The sequence below is a fragment of the Enterococcus raffinosus genome, assembly GCF_018917525.1.
GTDB lineage: Bacteria > Bacillota > Bacilli > Lactobacillales > Enterococcaceae > Enterococcus_A > Enterococcus_A raffinosus_A.
This window is the reverse complement of the sequence record NZ_JAHLOS010000016.1, coordinates 1-21,115: the sequence shown is the minus strand read 5'-3', so window position 1 is coordinate 21,115 and position 21,115 is coordinate 1. Positions and strand designations below refer to the sequence as shown.

Here is a 21,115-nt window from a genome sequence, read left to right as displayed (position 1 = left end):
TTTTGATTTTTATTGGATCAGCAATAGAAAAAATAACTATTTCTAATCCAGATCGTCAGAATGATGCAAAATTTTACCAAATATCGGTTTATTTCGTTCGAATTTGAAATGGTAAATCACTAGAAGACCGATAAACCAAAATGGTGAGAACAGCAACGCTTCCCGTGTATCCGAGGCAAGTGCTAGGACGAACAGGACAAAAGCTAGGAAAGCAAAGATCAAATAGCTTGAATAGGGAAACAGCGGTAATTTGAAGGTATTTTTGGCTGCCAATTCGGGCTTTGTTTTACGATAGCGCATGTGAGTAAAGACGATCATTCCCCAAATGAAGATAAAGCAAATTGTAGCAATCGAACTAATCATCGTGAAAATATGACTAGGTACGAAAAAGTTTAAGAGAACCGCGATAAAAATGACGAGCGTTGAGAATACTAATGCACTACCCGGAACACGATTACGTGTCAGCTTGGTAAAACGACTGGGTGCGCTACCTTCTTGAGCTAATGAACGGACCATTCGGCTGGTACTGTAAATGGCGCTATTACAAGCAGACATGGCGGAGCTTAATACAACTAAGTTAACAATAGAAGCTGCCGCAGCGATCCCGATTTCGGAAAAGACCTGAACGAAGGGACTTTGATCCGCAGATAAGCTTGACCAAGGGTAGATCGACATGATCATAAATAGTGAGCCTAGATAGAACAAAATGATTCGCAGCGGAATGGTATTAATCGCTTTTGGCAACACCGATTTTGGAGCAGCGGTTTCGCCACCGATCAAACCAACCAGCTCGACCCCGCAAAAGGCAAAGGTCGCCATTTGAAACGAGAGAACAAAGCCGCCAGCACCTTTCGGAAAGAAACCGCCATGCCGCCACAAATTACTAATATCAACAGAACCAGCACTGGTTTTAAAACCAGTAAAAATCATAAAAACACCAGTGATAATCAAGGCGATGATGGCGACGACTTTGATCAAAGCAAACCAAAATTCCAGTTCGCCAAAAAGGCCAACAGCAACTAAATTCAATCCTAATAGCAAGATTAAAGCAATGACCTCCGGCAGCCATTGAGGAATATGAGGCAACCAATAGCTGACGTATAGCCCCGTTGCTGTAAGATCAGCCATAGCAATCGCGATCCAGCAAAACCAGTAGGTCCATCCTGTGACAAAGGCAGCCTTTTTCCCTAAGTAGTCATCGATAAAATCTAAAAATGAATGATAATTTAAGTTTGATAGCATCAGTTCACCTAAAGCGCGCATGATTAAGAAAATAATGCAGCCGGTGATTGTGTAGGAAAGAAGAATCGAAGGACCAGTTAATTGAATGGTTTTTCCTGAGCCAAGAAAGAGCCCAGTACCGATCGCTCCTCCAATTGAAATCAATTGGACATGCCGATTTTTTAAGCCTCTATCCAATTCTTCATGTGTTTCCAATAAAATCAGTCCTTTTTTTAAGAATAGTCTGAGTTTATCAAAAATTGTGAAATAGGTTAAAGAATATCCTTTGAAGTAACAAAGTGGAGAGAAAACTCTAATAATTCAAAAATAACAAAAAAGAAAAAGACTTGTTAAAGATTTTGCGTTAAGCTGTGTTTGGAATAGCTAAAATGCTATAATATTAAGAAAATTGTGTATCAACACCTGCGTGCTAGCTCAACAGGCCAGCTGGGTAGGAAAGAGTGGACACATAGAAATGAATGAGGAGGAGAACCGGTTTGAACAAAAAGACAATCGGTTGGCTGATTTTAGGACTGGTTGTGTTAGGTGCTGTTGGGTTTGCCGGCTATCATATTTACCAAGAGAATGTTATCCAGTCAGAAAAAGAAAACAAAAAGGAACTAAATGCTCGTTTGACTGATCTTTATGAGGATCAAAAGTCCGGCTATTTTAAAGCGGATATCTCAGCTGAAGCTTTTGATGAGTTAGCAGATGAAGTGAAAAGTCAAAGCGGGGAAAGTCAAACCTTAGAAGATATTGACCAAGCGAAGAAAAATTTTAAACTCCAGGTTGAAATGAATAAGCTTTTCGAAAAGGATGTTTTAAATGGGTTAGATCTATCTGCCCATCCTGTTCTGAAGGCGCCTAGCGAAGAAGACATTAATACGCTAAAAGGTGAACTGGAGGAAAGTAGCGCGAAAGACAAGGACTGGGGTCAAGATATTAGTATGATCCTCGGCATAGCAGAAACACAATCAAAGGATTTCACCAATGCAGATGCGGATGTAACGAATCTAGTCAATAAAGGTACTAGTTTGACGCTGACTGATTATTTAGAGGGTGTAAAAACCTTGGCGATTCTGCCAGATGGGAAGTTCAAGGAAAAACTATTAGAGAAGCTGACACCAGTCAAGGATCAGCTTACTAATGAGAATGATGGCTTTGCGGCAAAAATTCAGCAAAGCGATGCCTCGATGGCAGCAGCAGAAAAAAGCTATCAAGAGCGGCAGGCGAAAGAGTTGGCTGCCCGTAACAAGGAACTGACAGAACTGAAAAAAGAGTTAGCAGAGAAGCAGGCGACTTATGATTCTTATAAAGACATCCTTGATTCCATTGATGACAGTAAGAACGATGAATCCTCTCGGAAAAAATCCGAAGAGGAATCGCGATCACGGGAATCAGATTCATCCCGTTCCTCTAGTTCATCCAGCTCAAGCTCTAGTTCATCATCAGAACAGCCAGATGAGGATTAAACAAAGAGCAACGATTTTTCTATGAAAAATCGTTGCTCTTTTTTAGAGTGATTTTTTCGTCAGAGGATGATTGATACTCTTCAAACAATGGAAAAATCTGCGTTCGTTTCTTAATATCCAGCTTAATGAAAATATTGTGGACGTGGGTTTTAACAGTGCCTAGTGACAGAAAGAGCTGATCCGCGATTTCTTGATTGGTGCGATGGAATAAAAGCAGCTCAAACACTTCGGTTTCTCTTTGCGTGAATTGGTGAGCATGACAGAATTTTTGAATTAAAACTGCTTCCTCTTGTTCTTCAGGGGTCACTTCCTCCTGTACTTGCCGGTCCTTCAAGAAGAAGTGGATCATCAAGAGACAGACGACAATAGAGAAAATATCCTCAGAGATGCTTCGATTGTATATTTTAGTCGTTAAGGAGCTATATTGATCGACGTTAAAAATCACGAAGCTATCTTCAATGACGATTAGAATGCTAAATAGAAAACTGATGATTGATAATTTTTTTAGGTAGCCTTTGTTTAGATCTGGCAGCTCTTTTTTCGTGCCTCGCCAGCAGTAAAAGCCTAAATAAAAGAGGAAAATTTGGTTTCCTAAATAGTAGAGCCAAACCTTAAAGGCAGAATTTGGCAGCAACGGGACTGAGATCATCCAAACAGCCAAAGCGATCAAGAGGGTATAATGCAGTCGATTGAGCTTTTCTTTCCGTAATTCGGCAATAATGGAAACGGAGAAGAAGGCATTGCCCATGAAAATAATGGTTTTGACGGCAGGTGCACTCATAAACGATTGGTCATAGCTTTGCGCAAAGGTATTGATAAACTCAGTCATATAAATAATAATATTGTCGAAAATAAAAAAGGCTAAATAGAGACTGATCAACAGGAACACTTTGTTTTTTTTCTTTAGATAGGAATTTATCGCAAAAGCCATGGTAATGGAATAAAGGATGATCAAAAGGATGTTGTAAACAAAGATAGCTATCATATTGAATCCCCTTTCATTTCAGGATCAAAAAAACTGTTTCTCAACCTAAGTATAACATTAATTATTCCCCCAACGCTCCAAAATACGCTAAACTTTTCCCTAAACTTTTCTAAACCCTTGAAAAATAAAAGGTTTACATCCAAAAATAAACCGCGGATTAAAGGTCATAACACCAAATGATAGCGTTTACATCCTTTAGCTTATCGTAAACTTGTGGTTTTTCACCTAAAGTAAAGATGCAAAAGCAAACAAATTACTTAGGAGGCGTCAACATGGCAAAAAGAGATTTCATTACAACAGAAAATTACACGAAGGAGGAGATTCAGTACATCGTTGATTTATCGTTGAAAATCAAAGCTTCTATTAAAAACGGTTTTTATCCGCCATTATTGAAAGATAAAGTGTTAGGCATGATCTTCCAGCAATCTTCTACTAGAACTCGCGTTTCATTTGAAACAGCGATGACGCAATTAGGTGGACACGCAGAATATTTGGCACCAGGCCAGATCCAATTAGGCGGACATGAAACAATTGAAGATACGAGCCGCGTGTTATCTCGTTTAGTTGATATTTTGATGGCACGAGTTGAACGTCATCACAGCGTATATGACTTAGCAAACAATGCGACGATTCCAGTTATTAATGGGATGTCTGATTTTAACCACCCAACACAAGAATTAGGCGATCTTTGTACGATGATCGAACATTTACCAGAAGGCAAGAAAATTGAAGACTGCAAAGTTTCCTTCATTGGTGATGCCACACAAGTATGTTTCTCATTAGGTTTAGTTGCAACAAAAATGGGGATGGAATTCGTCCAGTTTGGTCCAGAAGGTTTCCAATTGAATGACGATCATCGTGCTAGATTAGATAAGATTTGTAAAGAATCTGGCGGTTCATATACTGTTTCAGATCAAATTGAATCAATTGAAGGCTCTGATTTCGTCTACACAGATGTTTGGTACGGCTTATATGAAGCAGAATTATCTGAGGAAGAACGTATGAGCACTTTCTATCCTAAATACCAAGTTAATGATGAATTAATGAAACGTGCTGGTGAAAATGCGAAATTCATGCACTGCTTGCCTGCAACACGTGGGGAAGAAGTAACTGACGAAGTGATGGATGGACCAAACTCAATTTGTTTCGATGAAGCAGAAAACCGTTTAACGTCAATTCGTGGTTTGTTAGTTTACTTAATGCATGATTACGCAGATAAGAATCCAATTGATGAAAAGAAAAAAGCAGCAGCAAAAGCAGATTTGGAAGTCTTTTTAGGAAAAGCACTATAGACCCAAGAGGTGAGGACGGAAATGATCTGCAGCGTTAAGTAAACTTCATCAAGATTATTTCCATTCGGGGATTGAGGCAATCCTCAATCCCTGTTTCCCTTGTACCGGAAAGGAAGAAAACAATGGGAGAAAAGAAGAAAAAATTTAGTTTGATGAGTGCAATCTTATCCGTTATCTGTGTCGTGTTCGTGGCAGAGGCAGCGGCGCCGGTTGCGGCGATCGGAAATTCACAGTTCTTTTGGTGGATCTTCCTGCTAATCGCGTTCCTTTTGCCATATGGCTTAATGTCATCAGAATTAGGCACAACCTATATTGGCGACGGCGGGATCTATGACTGGGTGACACAAGCCTTTGGGCATCGCTGGGGTTCACGTGTCTCTTGGTACTACTGGATCAATTATCCGCTATGGTTGGCTTCACTGGCAGTTGTTTGTCCCGATCTGTTAACGACGATCACAGGAATTGAGTTCTCAACACTACCAGCAATTTTGATTGAACTAGTATTTATCTGGGTAATTGTTTGGATCAGTTTTTATCCAGTCAGTGACAGCGTATGGATTCTGAATGGTGCGGCTGTTATTAAAATGATCTTGGCTATTTTGATTGGTGGATTAGGTGTTTATACCGCTCTTACGAAAGGAGTAGCGAATGAGTTTACCTTATCATCGATGTTGCCAAGCTTAGATTTAAATAGTTTATCCTTTATTTCGGTTATCATTTTTAACTTATTAGGTTTCGAAGTTATTTGTACCTTTGCGGATGATATGGAAAATCCTAAGAAACAAATTCCGCAATCGATCATTGTCGGCGGTATCGTGATCGCGGCAATTTATATCTTCTCAGCATTTGGGATCGGTGTAGCGATTCCAACGGATCAAATCAGCACCGGCAGCGGACTGATGGACAGTTTCAAACTATTGACTGGTTCAACTGGCGGCTGGTTCATTATTCTGATGGCGTTCCTGTTCTTGCTGACCTTGTTCGGTAACATGATTTCATGGTCATTAGGTGTAAACAACACGGCCTGCTACGCAGCTGAGAATGGTGATATGCCGAAATTTTTCGCGAAACGCGGCGGGAAAGACGAAATGCCGATTGGTGCAGCTATCATGAATGGGATTGTTGCGACTGTTGTCGTAGTGATTGCACCGATTTTACCGAATCAAGATTTATTCTGGGCATTCTTCTCATTGAACCTAGTAATGTTCTTAATGTCTTATGTACCTGTATTCCCAGCTTTCTACAAACTAAGAAAAATCGATCCAGATACACCGCGACCATTCAAAGTTGGCGGAAGCGACGCATTCTTGAAAGTTTTGGTTGCGCTACCAATGATTATGATCGTCATTTCATTGATCTTTACAGCATTACCGTTGCAGTTTGACCCTGCGACATTAAGTGAACAACTACCGATCACGATCGGAGCTGTCGTCTTCACACTATTTGGTGAAGCGATTATATGGGTGAAAAAAATCAAGAAAGAAGGAGTAATTTATCATGGCGAAGAGACTCGAAAAGACAACACCGAAACAAGACGGGTTTAGAATGCCCGGTGAGTATGAACCACAGGAAAAGGTTTGGATGATTTGGCCTGAACGTCCAGATAATTGGCGTGACGGTGGGAAACCAGCGCAAGAAGCATTTACTGAAGTAGCCAAAGCCATCAGCAAATTTACGCCGATGAATGTGGTGGTTTCGCAGCAACAATTCCAAAACTGTCGTCGTCAATTACCAGAAAATATCACTGTTTACGAAATGTCTAATAATGATGCCTGGATTCGTGACTGCGGACCAAGCTTCGTAATCAATGATAAGGGCGAATTGCGTGGGAATGACTGGGGCTTCAATGCTTGGGGCGGACTTGTTGACGGATTGTATTTCCCATGGGATCAAGATGATTTAGTTGCACAAAAGATTTGTGAAATCGAGCATGTCGATTCTTATCGGACAGATGATTTTATTTTAGAAGGCGGTTCTTTCCACGTTGATGGTGAAGGCACAGTTCTAGTAACTGAAATGTGTCTATTGAGTGAAGGACGCAATCCACATATGAGCAAAGAAGAAATCGAACAAAAATTGTGCGATTACTTGAATTGTGAAAAAGTACTTTGGTTAGGGGATGGCATTGATCCAGAGGAAACGAATGGACACGTGGATGACGTAGCTTGCTTCGTTCGCCCTGGTGAAGTGGCATGTATTTATACAGAAGATGAAAATAGCCCATTCTATGAAGCTGCTCAAGATGCTTATAAACGTTTAAGTGAAATGACGGATGCGAAAGGCCGCAAATTGAAGGTTCATAAAATCTGCTGTCCAATCGAAAACGTGACGATCGACGGCAATTTCAAGATCGATTATGTGGAAGGAACCATGCCGCGTGAAGATGGCGACATCTGTATCGCTTCTTACATGAACTTCTTGATTACCAATAACGGTGTCATCGTACCACAATATGGCGATAAAAATGATGCATTAGCTTTAGAACAATTAGAAATGATTTTCCCAGATAAAGAAGTTGTGGGTGTGAATACAGTAGAAATCGTATACGGTGGCGGAAACATCCATTGTATCACGCAGCAACAACCACAAAGATAGGAGCCTGTCATGTCAAAAATCGTTATCGCATTAGGCGGAAACGCCCTAGGAAATTCCGCAAATGAGCAATTAACTAAAGCTGAATTAGCAGCGAAATCCATCGCGAATCTAATCACTGCCGGGCATCAAGTTGTGATCGCTCACGGCAATGGTCCGCAGGTTGGAAAAATCCGGTTAGCGTTTGAAGAAACAAGTCAAAAGCCAGAGGACACGATGCCGTTTCCAGAATGTACGGCCATGAGTCAAGGCTATATCGGCTATCATTTGCAACAAGCAATTGATGAAGAACTGGTTTCTCGCGGCTTAGGAGATATCCCCGTTGTATCTATGCTGACGCAAGTGGTGGTTGATCCGAAAGATCCGGCATTTTCGAATCCAACCAAACCAATCGGCGGCTATTACAGCGAAGAAGAAGCCAAAAAATTGATGGCTGAAACGGGCGATGTTTATGTTGAAGATGCGGGCCGCGGCTGGCGTCGGGTAGTACCATCACCAAAACCAGTAGATATCTACGAAAAAATCAGCCTACAAACCTTAGTCGACGCGGGGCAAGTCGTGATCGCTTGTGGTGGAGGAGGCATTCCAGTCATTTATGAAGGCACTCGCTATAAAGGTGTCGATGCCGTAATCGATAAGGATTTTGCTGCAGCGAAAATGGCTGCGTTGATCGATGCTGATGTCTTCATTATTTTGACAGCTGTTGATCATGTCTTTGTAAACTTCGGCAAACCGGATCAAAAAGCTTTGGAAACAACTTCCGTGGCTGATATGAAACAATATATTAGCGAAGATCAATTCGCGCCAGGAAGTATGCTGCCAAAAGTCGAAGCAGCCATCGACTTCGCCGAATCAAAAGCCGGCCGACGTGCGATCATCGCTTCACTGGAAAAAGCTTCAGAAACACTGGATGGAAACAGCGGAACAACTGTGCAAATGTAAAGTAAAAGCCCATATCCCTTTATGAAAAAGGGATATGGTTTTTTTGTATATAAAGTTTTACGATGTTTTGTATTAGGTTGTAGATAAAAGAGAAATTGATATGAGAGTTATAAGCATTAATAAAAGTATTAATGCTGTGGTTATTCTATAATCTTAGCTAATAAACTATCCACATCTCTTTTTATCAAACTTTGCATACTTTCTTTATACTGGCTTAAATCCAAAGATGTCAGCTTTTCCTGAATTATTGGGATCAATTCGGGTTTAGCTTGAGCTAAATGAATCAAATAGGGGATACATTGACGAACAATCGGTGCTTTTGGATCGTCTAGGACCGCTAGGATTTCTGCGAGATGTGTCTCAATGACTTTCTGCGAATCCCAACGAGTATTAATCATAAAAAACTTAAAGGTTCGTCCACGTCCACAAGCTCTTTCGCAAGTCAGGGCAGGAAGGAATACTTCTAATTGGTCAGCATAAAGCGCTTCTGTCAGACAGCGCTCTTCCAATTCTTTAAAAGCGTTCATGGCTTCTTTGGTATCTTTGGCAGTCAGAAGCTCTAGTGTTGTGTTCATAAAATACCCCCTTCTAGAGTAAAACAGCCGTCAATGCGACGACTGTTTTTTTAATCCTCATCTTCTTCTTTTTCCTGCAATTGTTTTTTCAGATCATTGATTCGCTTATCAAGGTCTTTGCTTTGATTTTTCGTATCATCGATTTGATCCTCCATCGAGTTCAATGCGGAATCCCGAGCATCTTTTTCCCGGGCATATTCGACTTCCTTATTACGATAAACATTCGTATATTGATCAGAAAGTGTTCCGCCAGAGGGTTCGACTTGTTGTACTAAAGCGTAGACCTGCTGCGCATATTGATCAAAAGTTTGCCAGTTGTCTTGGGTATCTGTCACGATAAGCTCGAACTGACTTAAGGTATTGATCCGTTCAGAGATTAATTGATTACTGAAGGTGGAAGCTTCTTCTACCATCGGTGTATTCAATTTCGCCGCGGTCAATTCATTTGCTTTTTGTTTTGCCAAGGTATCGATATTGGCTGTTGCTGTCTGCAAGGCATATTGGCGCGTTGCTAATACTTGTTTTGTTTGACTGGAGCGGGTTACTAATTGGTTGCCGACTTTTTGTACGGAAGAGGGCATCTGAAAATCAACGTCTTCTTTGCCGTTGTTTAAGAGATCCATCGTTTGCTTGAAGATTTCTTTGGTCGCCTGTCCGACACTGGCATTGTCTTGCGGTTGCGGTGTATCATCGCCAGCCCAGACTGCCACGGTATAGTGGGGAGTCGCTCCGACAGTCCATAAATCCTTCGCTTCATCAGTCGTACCGGTTTTGACTGCCCAAAATTGATTGTGGGCTAGGGTCAAGCCGGCTGCTGTTCCATCTGCATTCTCATGAACAGCTTTCATCGTATCAATCGTTAGATAAGCGGCATCATCACTGTAAATTTTTTGTTGTGCGATATCATTTTGTGAGAAGATATCTTGTCCGTTATCTTTACGCTTGATCGTTTGAATATTTAATGGGGCACGATAATTTCCTTGATTTACCAAAGTCGCGATCCCGCTAGCCATTTCTTGAGTAGTTGCTCCGTAGGTCATCCCGCCGACTGCAATAATCGGATTGTCATCTGCCACATCAAGGCCGGTAAATTGCATTTGTGCCAAGGGCTGATAGACAGCTTCCTTCAGCTCATTGCGATTTTCATCTGCTAATTTGTATGCGACAACGTTTGAGGAAATCGCTAAGGCATTTCTCAATGTAAGATTCCCTTTGGAACTATTATATACATTATTTGGATACGTATTATTTGGCCGATCATCGGAGACAACACTGGTTTCTAGCAAGCCGCGCTCATACGCAGGAGCATAAGAGACCAGTGGTTTGATCGCCGAGCCAGGTTGACGATAGGAAAGAAAGGCACGATTATAATGATTTCCTTCCTCACCGCGGCCACCGATACTAGCAACAACATCACCTGTTTGATTATCAATAACAGTCATCGCAGCCTGCTTGGTAAAGAAGTTATTATCACCGCTGCGATCTTGCCAGGCATTCATAACGTTGCTAACGATCCCTTGCAGTTGATCGTGTAAGCCGGTATCAATATTGGTACTGATTTGATAACCGCCGGAGAGAATTCGTTGATACACCTTATTATAGGCAGAGCTATATTCTTCGTTGTAACGATCTTCTTCCTCTTTAGAGTCAAACTGGTATTGGAAACGGAAATCCTGTTGCTCCATCAAAATTTTAGTTGAAGAATCAACTGCTAAGGCGACTTCGTTATTGTCTAGTTGATTGTTCAACGCATTGCTGTGAATTTTAGCCTCGAAATCATCCGCGACAGCTTTATCATATTGATCCTTTGTAATGTAGCCCTGTTGATTCATTTCCTTTAAGATCAATTTGGCCCGCTTCAAGGCGTTCTTTTTGTTAGACGTAGGATCAAAAATACCTGGATTATTCGTAATCCCCACTAATGTAGCTTTTTCCAGCAAACTGGTATCGTTAATGGATTTGCCAAAATAAACCTTTGCTGCGGCATTGATTCCATAAGCACCGTGTCCGAAATAAACATTATTTAGGTAGTATTCTAAAATTTGATGCTTGGTGAATTTCTTTTCTAACGATTGCGCCATCACCATCTCCTCGATTTTACGAGAGATCGAGACTTCAGGTGTCAGGTAGATATTTTTCACCAATTGCTGGGTAATGGTCGATGCTCCACGGATTCCGCGACCGGTCGCGGCGTTCAATGCAATAGTCAATAGTCCTTGTGTATCGACCCCATGGTGCTCATAAAAACGTTTGTCCTCAATTGCGATCAGCGCCTGCGAGACTAATGGGTCCATCTTGTCATAGGTCAGGTAATCCCGTTCTTGCGTTTTCAGCTCCTTGATAACTTGACCATTCTTATCTAAGACTGTTGTTGGATGGTATTGCTTGAAGTCGCTCTCTTGAATGGAAGCTGCGTGCTCTTCTCCTGCATCAATGGCGGCAGTTACTTCTTTGCCGTATTTTTGGAAGAAGAAAATAGTTCCTGCGATCACCATAAGCAGCATCACTGCTAGAATGCTAAGAGAAATCTTGGTTGATTTCGCCAATTTTCCCCGAGGTGTCTTTTTTCGCACACGTGGTTTTTTAGTTTCTTTTTTTTGTTGATGTCGTTCTTGTCTGTTTGCCATATTTGCCTATCCTTATTTCAGTTATTGTCTTTATTTTTCTTTCGAGAAAAAGTTTTATGTTCATGCTGCTTACTATTCTGGTAGTTAGACTCAGTAGTATTTTGCTAACTCACAATCAATGCATGCTGTTTTATGAATCTGTAAAAGCAGAGCTAGCATCTTGATAAAATCATTTCTTCTAGTGTAATAGAAAATGACGAGAATAACTATGATAATCATATTTTTCCAAGAAAAATTTAGATTATTTCATAAAAATAGGCTGATATTTACTTGAAATACTTGACGCTTGCTTAATTTGTCGCCACAATAAGGGGGAGAAGAGGTGACCTATGAACACATCAAAGAAATGGTTGATCTTTTGGGGTGTGCTGGCTGCGTTGTTTGTCGGTACCTTCGGCGTCATATTAAGCGGTAATTTTCCGCAGTTTACGATTCCTTTCAGTGTCTTTGCTAGTGACGATAAGGGCAAGAAGAAGGAAGAGTTGCCGAAGTTAAAGGTACTGGCATTAAGGGATGTCAATGATCAAACATTATTAGATGAACAAATTGAAAAAGTTGATGCTTTAAACAAAGCATTTACGGAGGATAATAACAGCTTTTCCAGCTCGCAGGCGATGGCCGATACGATTGAGAAAATCTATGGTTCTGCCAAGGATGGAAAGAGTATCTTTAATCTTTATCGAAAAATTTATCCAATGGTCAGTTCGCAAGAGAACGGCTTTGTTAGCATAAGTTTGATTGGGTTTGGGCAGCGTTTGATTGACGATGAACCGCTGTCGACGCAACGACAAGTCTGGAGTTTTACTGATACTAATGGAACGCGTCACGATTACACCGTAAGTCTGCGGTTCAATGGAAATGAGCTAACGGAACTATCAGCTGAAGATGGTAGTGAGGTGAAATCGGTCATTACTAGAGACGATACGTATCTCGATAAATCGGCGGATTTTGAGACGGCTTGGACGGAAGTTGTTCGTCGTGGAACGGATACACAATTGTATCGAGAAATGAAGAAAGCTGGAATGGACAGCAACCAAACAGAATTTAAAGCACTAGAAAAAAGTATCGAACTGACGGATTCAAGCGGATTTTTCGAACTATTCAAGGATACCAGAGGGGATATCGCTCATGCGTATCTATCTGGCTTCTATCATACGAATACCCCAACGGATGGGCAATCTGATTACTATTTCCGCGTACCGACATCTGAAAAAAAGGTCGCAGAATTTGTCGTCGTTTATGATCGTTTGCAGCAAAAGATTGTCTCGATTAACCGTCAGTAGGGAAGTTATCAAAAATTCACTTTTTATAGAATAATAATAACGAAAAAGATCATCGGATTTTCCGATGATCTTTTTTGTGTTTTATAATCATTAATAAAAAGCTTTTTAGATTTAAAGGGATATTGATCGTCATGTTCCAATTAATTTATTAAATATATTATAAAATATGTGGTATATAGCGAAAATTTTTCGTCATAATTCAAAGATTTTTTTTGAATTTTGACGGATTATAGAAATTTATCACAATTATTGTTATATTTTTATCAACAGAAATAACCCAAAGATTCACATTCTTAGAGGCGGGGAAAATTGAGAGAGCAATTCCTGTAATCGAGCATACCATTTTGGTATGAATACTTGATGGGGGGTGGTACATGGAACGCTACTTCTGTTTTTGGCCAAAAACAATCTCCGAAAAATAAATGGACTACTATCTTACAAGGTAGTAGTCTCTATCGTTAGGGTAAGGTTATTTGTTGTGCATTTTTTTGCGCTTGGGTAAGAGCAGAAAAGGAGAGCGAAATGAAAAGAAAAGGATTAATGAAAAAGTTAAACGGGATCATGTCGTTGGTAACGCTATTGATCATGACGGTATCTTCGTTAGGGATACCAGCACAAGTATTTGCAGCAGACAGTAATGTTCCTGCAAATTTGACAGTTAAACATAATGATACGCAAAAATGGACTGTGATTCAGTTTGATAAAGTCGAGGATGCTGACAGCTACAATGTTTACCGTTCAGAATCACAAGACGGAGAATTTAAGCGTATCCAAACATTTAAGAGTGACCAAACATATACAGTTGATGATTATATGGAATTAAAGACAAGCGGCACACTTAAGGCCGATTATCTTTACTACTATAAAGTTTCAGCTGTTGTCGATGGTAAGGAACAAGAAGCTGCTGGTCCGATCGCCAATCAAGATGTTGTAGCGAAGACAAATGAAGCTGAAATTGAAGAAGCGGCAGAGGCACCAACAGCGACGACTACTGAAGAAACAAAAGAAGAGGCAAAAGAAGAGGCAAAAGAAGAAGCTGCCGCAGAGGTTGGCGCACAAACGTATGGTTCAACCAAGCATTCTTCTGGCTGTGACACAAAACATAGTGGGAAAACCTGTAACAATAATGCAGGAAAGCATGATGAACATTGCGATAAAAAGCATAGTAAAAACCGCAAATGTAATTCAAACAACTGGAAGCATGACGATGATTGTGATAAGAAACACAGCGGTAAGAACTGCAATAAAAATAATTGCAAACATGACGAATACTGCGATAAGAATCACAACGGCGGAAGTTGTAACGACAACAAATGGTGTCATAAACCAAATTGTGATGAAAAGCACACGGGGCATAACTGTAACAACAATTGGAAACACCATGAAGACTGCGACAAAAAGCATAACGGCAAAGATTGTAACCAAAACAACTACAAAGAAAAATGGGATGCAGTTAAAAATGTTTGTGTGACTGAAACACAACATCACTGGTTGAAGCTTAGCTGGGAGTCAATGGGCAGCAATGCTGAATACAAAATCTTCCGTGCAACCAAGAAATGTAATGATTACAACTCTGGTGATTTCAAAGAAATTGCTACAGTAACAGGAAAAACAACGTATAACGATATCAAGTTGAATCATAACCAAACCTATTGCTACAAAGTAATGGTGAAACGTCCGAAAACTTGTCCATATACTATCGAAACTGTCAGCAGTTCAAACATTGGTAAATTTACTGTTTGCGCGACTACATTGAATCCAAACATTAAAGCAGCCGCTGTTTCTGACAAAGCAATCAAAGTAACGTGGACAAATACGAAGAGCGATAATGCGTCGACACGTTACGCAACGAGCTACACATTGTACCGTAGTACAACAAACAATATCAACAATGCGACTGCGATTACTGTTAATGGTAAACAAGATGGTTCTGAAATGTCATATACAGATGATTGCTTGAACCAATGCACGACTTACTACTACTGGGTGAAAGCAAACTATGGTCAATGGAGCAGCTGGGTTAGTCCACAATGGGGACCAAGTTGTGCGACAACACTTAAGAAAAAAGAAATTGGTACCGATTTGAAGGGCTGCGTCAAGAATCTTCTTGTATGTGGTTGTATTCCAACACGCTACTATGGCGCACAAATCTTCTTAGGTACTAAGAATCCAAGCTCGTTGGATTATACAAAAGTACGTGTTTACCGCCGCACAAGCAGTGGTCAATACGGAGCAGCGTACAAGACAATCGATGTTCGCTATGCGAAATATATGAACGGACCTTACGGAAAAGGATATTATCTTGACTACACGTTGAGTAAAGTTTGCCTATCTAAAGGAACATACTATTTTGCGATTCAAGCAGTAGGTTCTGATTGCGGAAAAGAAATCACTGGACCAATGAAGGAAATTGGCTGTGTTACTGTAAGATGTTAGGCTGACGAAACGTTTGTCAAATTAGGGTTGGGGGTTAAAAAGTGTTCTAAAACGAAAGAACCCCGTTTTTGATTGGCTTTCTAAATAGCAAAATCGTCCAAAAAAGTGTTAGGAGAGGGGTCTCCTAACACTTTTTTCATAGTTTAGATTAATCGATAAAGATCGCTTCATGTCCTGTATAGGGTAAGAATTTCTCAAATAAATCGGCTGTCTTTAGCTTCATATAATTTGTAATTGAGCCAGAGCTACAAGCATACCATTCACGTTCAGAGACAGACTTGTCAAAGACCAATTGGATTTCATAGTCGGGGTCCTTTAATAAGCCAAAAATCGTCGCAGCTCCGGGAATGACGCCTAAACGCTCTTTTAGCAAATCGGCTGAGGCAAAAGAAACTCGCGGAATCTCTAATTTCTTACCAAATTCTTTGGTGACAAATTTGAAATCAGCTGGCGTAATGTACAAATAAAACTTCGTCTTCTTTTGATTACATAAGAAAATTGTTTTGACTACTTCAACGCTCAGCCGTTTATCGATGTCGATACAATCCTCCATTGTAAGTGCTTCTCCAGTGGCTACCTGATAAAAAGGAATCTTCAACTTTGTCAGTATTTCGTATGTTTTTTCTTCCAATTCAGAACCAAATGCTGTCGGCGGGGTAGTGGACATGTCACTAACGTAAACCATAACGGCCTCCTTTTCGCTTGTCTATAAAGAAAGTAAAATATTTTCACATGAATAAATCGCTTAACAGCAGGTATGTCCATGTCCGGCTTCACGAATTGGTTTTTGAGCAATAAGCAAAAATATTTCGAAATTGTCAAGAAACACAGAGATCGAAGAGAACGGATGTTGATTGGTACCTAATCGGTGCTCAAAAGCTGAACAAGTTCGCGAAGTCTTTCTTGTGATAAATAGTACAATACCCGTTTACGAGCGAATACTCAAGCCGAAATGATTAATCTGATAAATTTTCTAGTTCTTTTTTTACAAGCACTTCCAAGACATTCTCGATAGCATTAAAGTCAGTCCCGCAAAGATTTGCTCGGATGATGACGTATTTCTTATCTTCCATTTGAAGCTCCTTACAGCCGGGGGATGTACCAATAATCAGCTGCGCATCGTTTGGATCTTCAACAAATCGCAAATGGTAGCGATTTTTGAAATGCAAATTGATTTTTTCTTGGATGAAAACACTGAATAGCTGATTGTGTTCCGAGAACGCATACACTGAAATTTCGGGTAAACAATTTTCCAATGAAAAGAACTCTACACAAGTCAAAAATGAAAATATTCGTAATTGACGCCGATCAAATCCTGGAACTGCTTGAGTGAAATCATCCCAGAAGGCATCAAATCGACGATAATAATAGGGACATTGTTCTTGCAAATTGTCTAGCGCAACACTATTTTTTAAGTGTTCAAGCATTTGATCGTTCAAATGGAAAAAAACCAAAGAAGCGTAATGCTGTTTTAGTTTACGGGCAATTACTTTTTGTTCGCGATTACTCAATGACCGAAAATGGTGCGAAAAACAGGTAGTCCAATGGGTAACCACTTGATTGAAGAATGGGTCATCAGAGGCATTTTTTTGCTGTAGCTCAAAATCATTCAATTGAGAGCTATAGATCGCATAAAGAAAGAATTTCCATTCATTCGTATTCCAGGTCCTTAAGAAAGATGGTCTTTTTGGATATTTGAATTGATTTATCCAGTCATCTTCAACTTCATTAAAAGCAAGTATTCCTTTTTTACTTAAGGATTGATTTGTGATTAATAACCAAAAACAGATCATTTCTGAATTGGTTGGATTAATTGTGAGTTTTAAGTATTCCTCAATTTTTCTTGCTAATTGAAGATAGCTGCTAGTATTGAGCCAGTCAATTTGAGAGAATTGATAATAAAGCCCTCTGACAAAAATATAATAGAAGCGACGAATATCAACCTCACGCCCTTTTAAACTAATTTTAGCCGAGCAGGAGATATAGAGATCATAGTCAGTAAGCTCTTGATTGATCTCCTTAATTTTTCGTCGCAATTTTGATTCGCTGATGTTTTTATCCATGCAAAACTGAATCGCCGAGATTTTCCGTTTTGCTAGGACTGCCCGGATAATTTCACAGGCCAGATCATGTTGATACAAATAACTTATCAATGATTGGAGGTTGGTGGAGGTACGATCTAGCTGGATACCGCGACCATTATCCATGCGAAGCTTTAATGAATAGTCTTTGTCCGTATAGAGATCTTCGATAATTGATTGCAACTCTTTACAATTCACTCGAATCGTGCCAAGACTAGCATAACCGATTTTTTCTTGCAATTCTTTCATAGAGATCGGTGTTTGCAAAGCATCTAATGTTTCGATGATCTGAATTTTTAACAATGTATTTCTATCCATCCCAAGCATGAATTACCCCTCCTATTCTTATTTGATAAAAATTAACCTCGTTGTTTTATATGATAAATTAAAATATCGTTTAATACAAATAATAAATTAATAAAAGGTGTAAAATAAACCATTTTTTTCTGAAAAATCAACTTTTTAAAATAACTATCATTATTTTTCTGGTAGCAGGATCGCTAATTGAAGATTCATAAGCTCAGTTTTAGAAAGAGTTATTAAAAAACTAGAATATTAACCTATAGAAGTGTTGTTAGAAATGAGAGATGTAGATAAAGATTTGATACGAAATTGTGAAGAAATTTACAATAAAGGTCGATGAGAAGCTCTTTTGATACATATAAAAGGGTTTTGTTGGTGATTTTTTTATGAAAGCTGTCGTTTCCGCTTTCATTCTAAGGTATAATAAATCTAAAAGGAGTCGGCAATGAGAATCTCAGAAATGAAAAATATTGGTGTGGTAAATGAAGAGAAGTTAGCTCAGGTAGGGATTGTGGAACCAGAGCAGCTGCGGGAATTGGGTACAGAGGCGGCTTTTTTGAAGATCCGACATTTAGTGGATGATGGTGCTTGTCTCCATCTCTTGTATGGATTGGAAGGGGCAATCCAAGATATTCCTAAGCGGGAGTTAAGCGAACGACGAAAAGCTGAATTACGTGATTTTTTCAAACAATTAAATTAGATTTGATTGAGCAGGCTTGCTGATTATTCTTTTTCACGTTACACTACAGAAAAAAAGGGAAGTGACCTTTTGTATCTGATGGCATTAGTTGTTTTCATCATTCTAGTTGGTGCATATAATGTTTTTCTAAGTCTTTCACGACGCAGGAAAAGGACTATAACTCCACTGATGGTGAATATCCAGGTAACGTTAAATATCGTATTAGTAGTAGCAGGCTTAATCTACTTGATTTTTGGATAAGAAAAAGAGGAAGACGGCTGTCATTCCTCTTTTTTATGGTATTTGTCATGTACATTTTAGTTAACGAGCAGAAACGATTTGTGCGCCAAATGGCATCAAAGCTAGTTGAGCAAGTTTCAATGATTGAGCGGCAAAAGGAATACCGACAATCGTAATACATAAAAATAAGGCGCTGGCTAAATGTCCCAAAGCCAAAGGAATGCCTGAAACGATCAACCAAATAATATTGACGATAAAATTTACTCCAGTCGTATGGTAAACGATGTCTTTACCAAACGGAGCAAAGCTTAGACTAGCAAATTTGAAGCATTGCAAACCAATTGGGATACCAATGATTGTGATACACCATAAGATGCCTGCGAGGCACCAAGTTAACCCGCCGATTAGTCCACCGAAGATGAACCAGATAATATTTCCTAAGCAAGACATATTTCTTCCCTCCATTTACCAATAGTGTATCATGATTTTAAAAATCTACCTCCAACTTAGGATGGAAATTCGATAGAAATGAAGATAAAGTCAAAGGACACTAGAAAAGGTACGGGTCACCTTTTAGAAAGGAAATGAACATGTTAGAAAAATTCGAAATACTTTCTGTTGATCAGAAAACATCAGTGCAAGGATATCATTGGACTTGTAATGAGCCATGGGCGGTACTCCAGCTGACACATGGGATGGCGGAGCATTTAATGCGTTATGAAGTCTTAGCAGATTATTTAAATGAGCGAAATATCGCGGTCATCGGACACGATCATCTTGGTCATGGAGCGTCTATTTCTAGTCAAAAAGGGCTTCAGGGCTATTTTCATGATGAAAAGACTAAACATGGATTGGTCCAGGATTTGTATCAGGTTACTGAGTGGGGGAAGAAGCTATATCCTGATGTCCCACTCTTTGTTCTAGGACATAGTATGGGTTCATTTGTATTACGGAATTATCTCTATGAGTACGGAGAGGCGATCAGCGGAGCAATCCTTGTAGGAACGGGTCAGCAGCCAGTTTGGCTGACTCGCTTTGGACAACATTCAGCAAAATTATTAAGTAAAATCCAAGGAGAAAAACACCCAAGTAAGCTGATTGATCAACTAGCTTTCGGCAATATGAATCGAAAGATTGCCAATAAGCGGACGAATAAGGATTGGTTGTCCAGTCTTTCAGAAGAAGTCGATGCCTATCTAGCTGATCCTAAATGCGGTTTTCTATTTACTTTAAGCGGCTACTACGAACTTTTTTCATTGATTATTCGTTCGCAGGAGCCGGAGTTGCTGCAACAGGTGCCGAAAAATCTTCCATTATTGTTCTTATCTGGAAAAGAAGATCCTGTCGGAGAATACGGCAAAGGTGTGATGAAAGCAGCAAAGACTTATCAAGCAGCTGGTGTGAAGCAGGTGACCGTTAAGCTTTATGAAAATGCACGTCACGAACTACTAAATGAAACCCAAAAACTTACAGTTTTTCATGATATTTGCAAATGGATGGAAAATATTTCTGGAAAATGATATCATTGTAAAAATTTTAGTTAATTGAGGGATCGTATGAAAGCAGAATTTTTGATTGATTATTGCCATCAAGACGACTGGCAGCCGCAAGTTGGTTTGCGGCAATCACCGATCGATATCCAAACATCTCTAATTGAAGACAATGTTGAAACACTTGAAGCGATACAAGTAAATTTTTCAGATAAAACTGCGACTTTTTTTAATAATGGTCAAAACTTACAACTATTGGGCGTGGGTGAAGCGATATTTAATAAGCGATTATTTCATTTTGTCCAAATGCACTTTCATTCTGATTCAGAGCACCGAATAGACGGGAAGGTCTTTCCGTTAGAAGGTCATTTTCTTTTCCAGTCTCCTAGTGGAGGTGTAGCAGTCATTGGGGTGTTTTATCAGCTTGGAAAATACAATTCCGATTTTGAAAACATCCTAAATCAGTATGACCAGCAAAAAGGTGAAGGCACTTTTTCTGTTGACGGATTGATTCCCGAAAACAAAAGCTACTATCATTACATCGGTTCTTTAACGACGCCACCATTGACTGAAGGCGTTGAGTGGTATGTCATGCAAAATAAACTAGAAGTATCAGCAGAACAGATTACACGCTTCATCGACATTCACGGGCGAAATAGTCGAGAATGCCAGCAAATCAATGAACGTAAAGTATTCAGCTATAACGAATAAAGAGGTTGTGTCAGAAGCTACTTCTGGAGCACCGTTTATTCGGAAAAAGGAGCTATGACAAGACTTTTGGTTCTTTCTCAAGTTTGGTTAAAGCCACAAAAAAGCAAGTACATTCGTACCTGCTTTTTTGTGGCTATTTGTACTGTTTAGATATTTCTCGTCTTATACTATAGTTAGAAAGAGGGT

General features: G+C 39.7%; 17 protein-coding genes. 10 read left to right on the top strand and 7 right to left on the bottom strand.

Going from position 1 to position 21,115, the window contains the following annotated elements; translation table 11 throughout:
- Positions 1–42: 42 nt before the first annotated feature.
- On the bottom strand, positions 43–1,437 hold the full coding sequence (locus tag KQI58_RS11500; RefSeq protein ID WP_216409201.1) for an amino acid permease: 1,395 nt from the start codon (positions 1,435–1,437) through the stop codon (positions 43–45).
- A gap of 281 nt (positions 1,438–1,718) precedes the next feature.
- Here KQI58_RS11500 and KQI58_RS11495 point away from each other — a divergent pair, with 281 nt between their 5' ends.
- Complete coding sequence (locus KQI58_RS11495) at positions 1,719–2,693, top strand: hypothetical protein (protein ID WP_216409198.1); 975 nt, start codon at positions 1,719–1,721, stop codon at positions 2,691–2,693.
- Between the two features lie 19 nt (positions 2,694–2,712).
- Here KQI58_RS11495 and KQI58_RS11490 read toward each other — a convergent pair whose 3' ends face one another.
- Positions 2,713–3,678 (bottom strand): response regulator transcription factor, encoded by a 966-nt coding sequence (locus KQI58_RS11490; protein WP_216409197.1) that lies wholly within the window; start codon positions 3,676–3,678, stop codon positions 2,713–2,715.
- A 272-nt stretch (positions 3,679–3,950) separates the two neighbouring features.
- Between KQI58_RS11490 and ptcA the strand changes: the two genes are divergently transcribed.
- The 4 genes from ptcA to arcC all read left to right on the top strand — a co-directional run bounded on the left by ptcA (position 3,951) and on the right by arcC (position 8,504).
- Complete coding sequence (gene ptcA, locus KQI58_RS11485) at positions 3,951–4,970, top strand: putrescine carbamoyltransferase (RefSeq protein ID WP_216409195.1); 1,020 nt, start codon at positions 3,951–3,953, stop codon at positions 4,968–4,970.
- A gap of 122 nt (positions 4,971–5,092) precedes the next feature.
- Positions 5,093–6,514, top strand: a complete 1,422-nt coding sequence (locus KQI58_RS11480; RefSeq protein ID WP_216409193.1) for an APC family permease — start codon at positions 5,093–5,095, stop codon at positions 6,512–6,514.
- A complete protein-coding gene (gene aguA / locus KQI58_RS11475; RefSeq protein WP_216409191.1) occupies positions 6,468–7,565 on the top strand; it encodes an agmatine deiminase in 1,098 nt (365 codons plus the stop codon). The genes KQI58_RS11480 and aguA overlap by 47 nt, the downstream gene beginning before the upstream one ends.
- A 9-nt stretch (positions 7,566–7,574) precedes the next feature.
- Positions 7,575–8,504 carry a carbamate kinase gene (arcC, locus tag KQI58_RS11470; RefSeq protein WP_216409189.1) on the top strand — a complete coding sequence of 310 codons (930 nt, stop codon included), beginning with the start codon at positions 7,575–7,577 and terminating at the stop codon, positions 8,502–8,504.
- A 140-nt stretch (positions 8,505–8,644) separates the two neighbouring features.
- Here the strand turns inward: arcC and KQI58_RS11465 are convergent, their stop codons facing one another.
- Both KQI58_RS11465 and KQI58_RS11460 read right to left on the bottom strand, forming a co-directional pair.
- On the bottom strand, positions 8,645–9,079 hold the full coding sequence (locus tag KQI58_RS11465) for a hypothetical protein (RefSeq protein WP_216409187.1): 435 nt from the start codon (positions 9,077–9,079) through the stop codon (positions 8,645–8,647).
- Positions 9,080–9,129: 50 nt separating this feature from the next.
- Positions 9,130–11,706 (bottom strand): transglycosylase domain-containing protein, encoded by a 2,577-nt coding sequence (locus tag KQI58_RS11460; RefSeq protein WP_216409186.1) that lies wholly within the window; start codon positions 11,704–11,706, stop codon positions 9,130–9,132.
- Positions 11,707–12,035: 329 nt separating this feature from the next.
- On the opposite strand from KQI58_RS11460, the gene KQI58_RS11455 reads away from it, so the two are divergent.
- Both KQI58_RS11455 and KQI58_RS11450 read left to right on the top strand, forming a co-directional pair.
- A complete protein-coding gene (locus KQI58_RS11455; RefSeq protein WP_216409184.1) occupies positions 12,036–12,989 on the top strand; it encodes a hypothetical protein in 954 nt (317 codons plus the stop codon).
- Between the two features lie 522 nt (positions 12,990–13,511).
- The gene (locus KQI58_RS11450) at positions 13,512–15,425 is read left to right on the top strand and encodes a fibronectin type III domain-containing protein (protein ID WP_216409182.1); all 1,914 of its coding nucleotides are present in this window, start codon (positions 13,512–13,514) and stop codon (positions 15,423–15,425) included.
- Positions 15,426–15,573: 148 nt separating this feature from the next.
- Here KQI58_RS11450 and KQI58_RS11445 read toward each other — a convergent pair whose 3' ends face one another.
- Complete coding sequence (locus KQI58_RS11445; protein WP_216409180.1) at positions 15,574–16,110, bottom strand: prolyl-tRNA synthetase associated domain-containing protein; 537 nt, start codon at positions 16,108–16,110, stop codon at positions 15,574–15,576.
- Positions 16,111–16,381: 271 nt separating this feature from the next.
- Positions 16,382–17,833: a helix-turn-helix domain-containing protein gene (locus tag KQI58_RS11440; RefSeq protein WP_216409178.1), complete on the bottom strand. Its 1,452-nt coding sequence runs from the start codon at positions 17,831–17,833 to the stop codon at positions 16,382–16,384.
- A gap of 421 nt (positions 17,834–18,254) precedes the next feature.
- On the opposite strand from KQI58_RS11440, the gene KQI58_RS11435 reads away from it, so the two are divergent.
- Positions 18,255–18,509, top strand: a complete 255-nt coding sequence (locus KQI58_RS11435) for a TfoX/Sxy family DNA transformation protein (RefSeq protein ID WP_216409176.1) — start codon at positions 18,255–18,257, stop codon at positions 18,507–18,509.
- A 300-nt stretch (positions 18,510–18,809) separates the two neighbouring features.
- Here KQI58_RS11435 and KQI58_RS11430 read toward each other — a convergent pair whose 3' ends face one another.
- The gene (locus KQI58_RS11430) at positions 18,810–19,178 is read right to left on the bottom strand and encodes a YccF domain-containing protein (protein WP_216409174.1); all 369 of its coding nucleotides are present in this window, start codon (positions 19,176–19,178) and stop codon (positions 18,810–18,812) included.
- A gap of 140 nt (positions 19,179–19,318) precedes the next feature.
- Here KQI58_RS11430 and KQI58_RS11425 point away from each other — a divergent pair, with 140 nt between their 5' ends.
- Positions 19,319–20,248: an alpha/beta fold hydrolase gene (locus KQI58_RS11425; protein WP_216409172.1), complete on the top strand. Its 930-nt coding sequence runs from the start codon at positions 19,319–19,321 to the stop codon at positions 20,246–20,248.
- Positions 20,249–20,284: 36 nt separating this feature from the next.
- Positions 20,285–20,929 (top strand): carbonic anhydrase family protein, encoded by a 645-nt coding sequence (locus KQI58_RS11420; protein WP_216409170.1) that lies wholly within the window; start codon positions 20,285–20,287, stop codon positions 20,927–20,929.
- Positions 20,930–21,115: the final 186 nt, after the last annotated feature.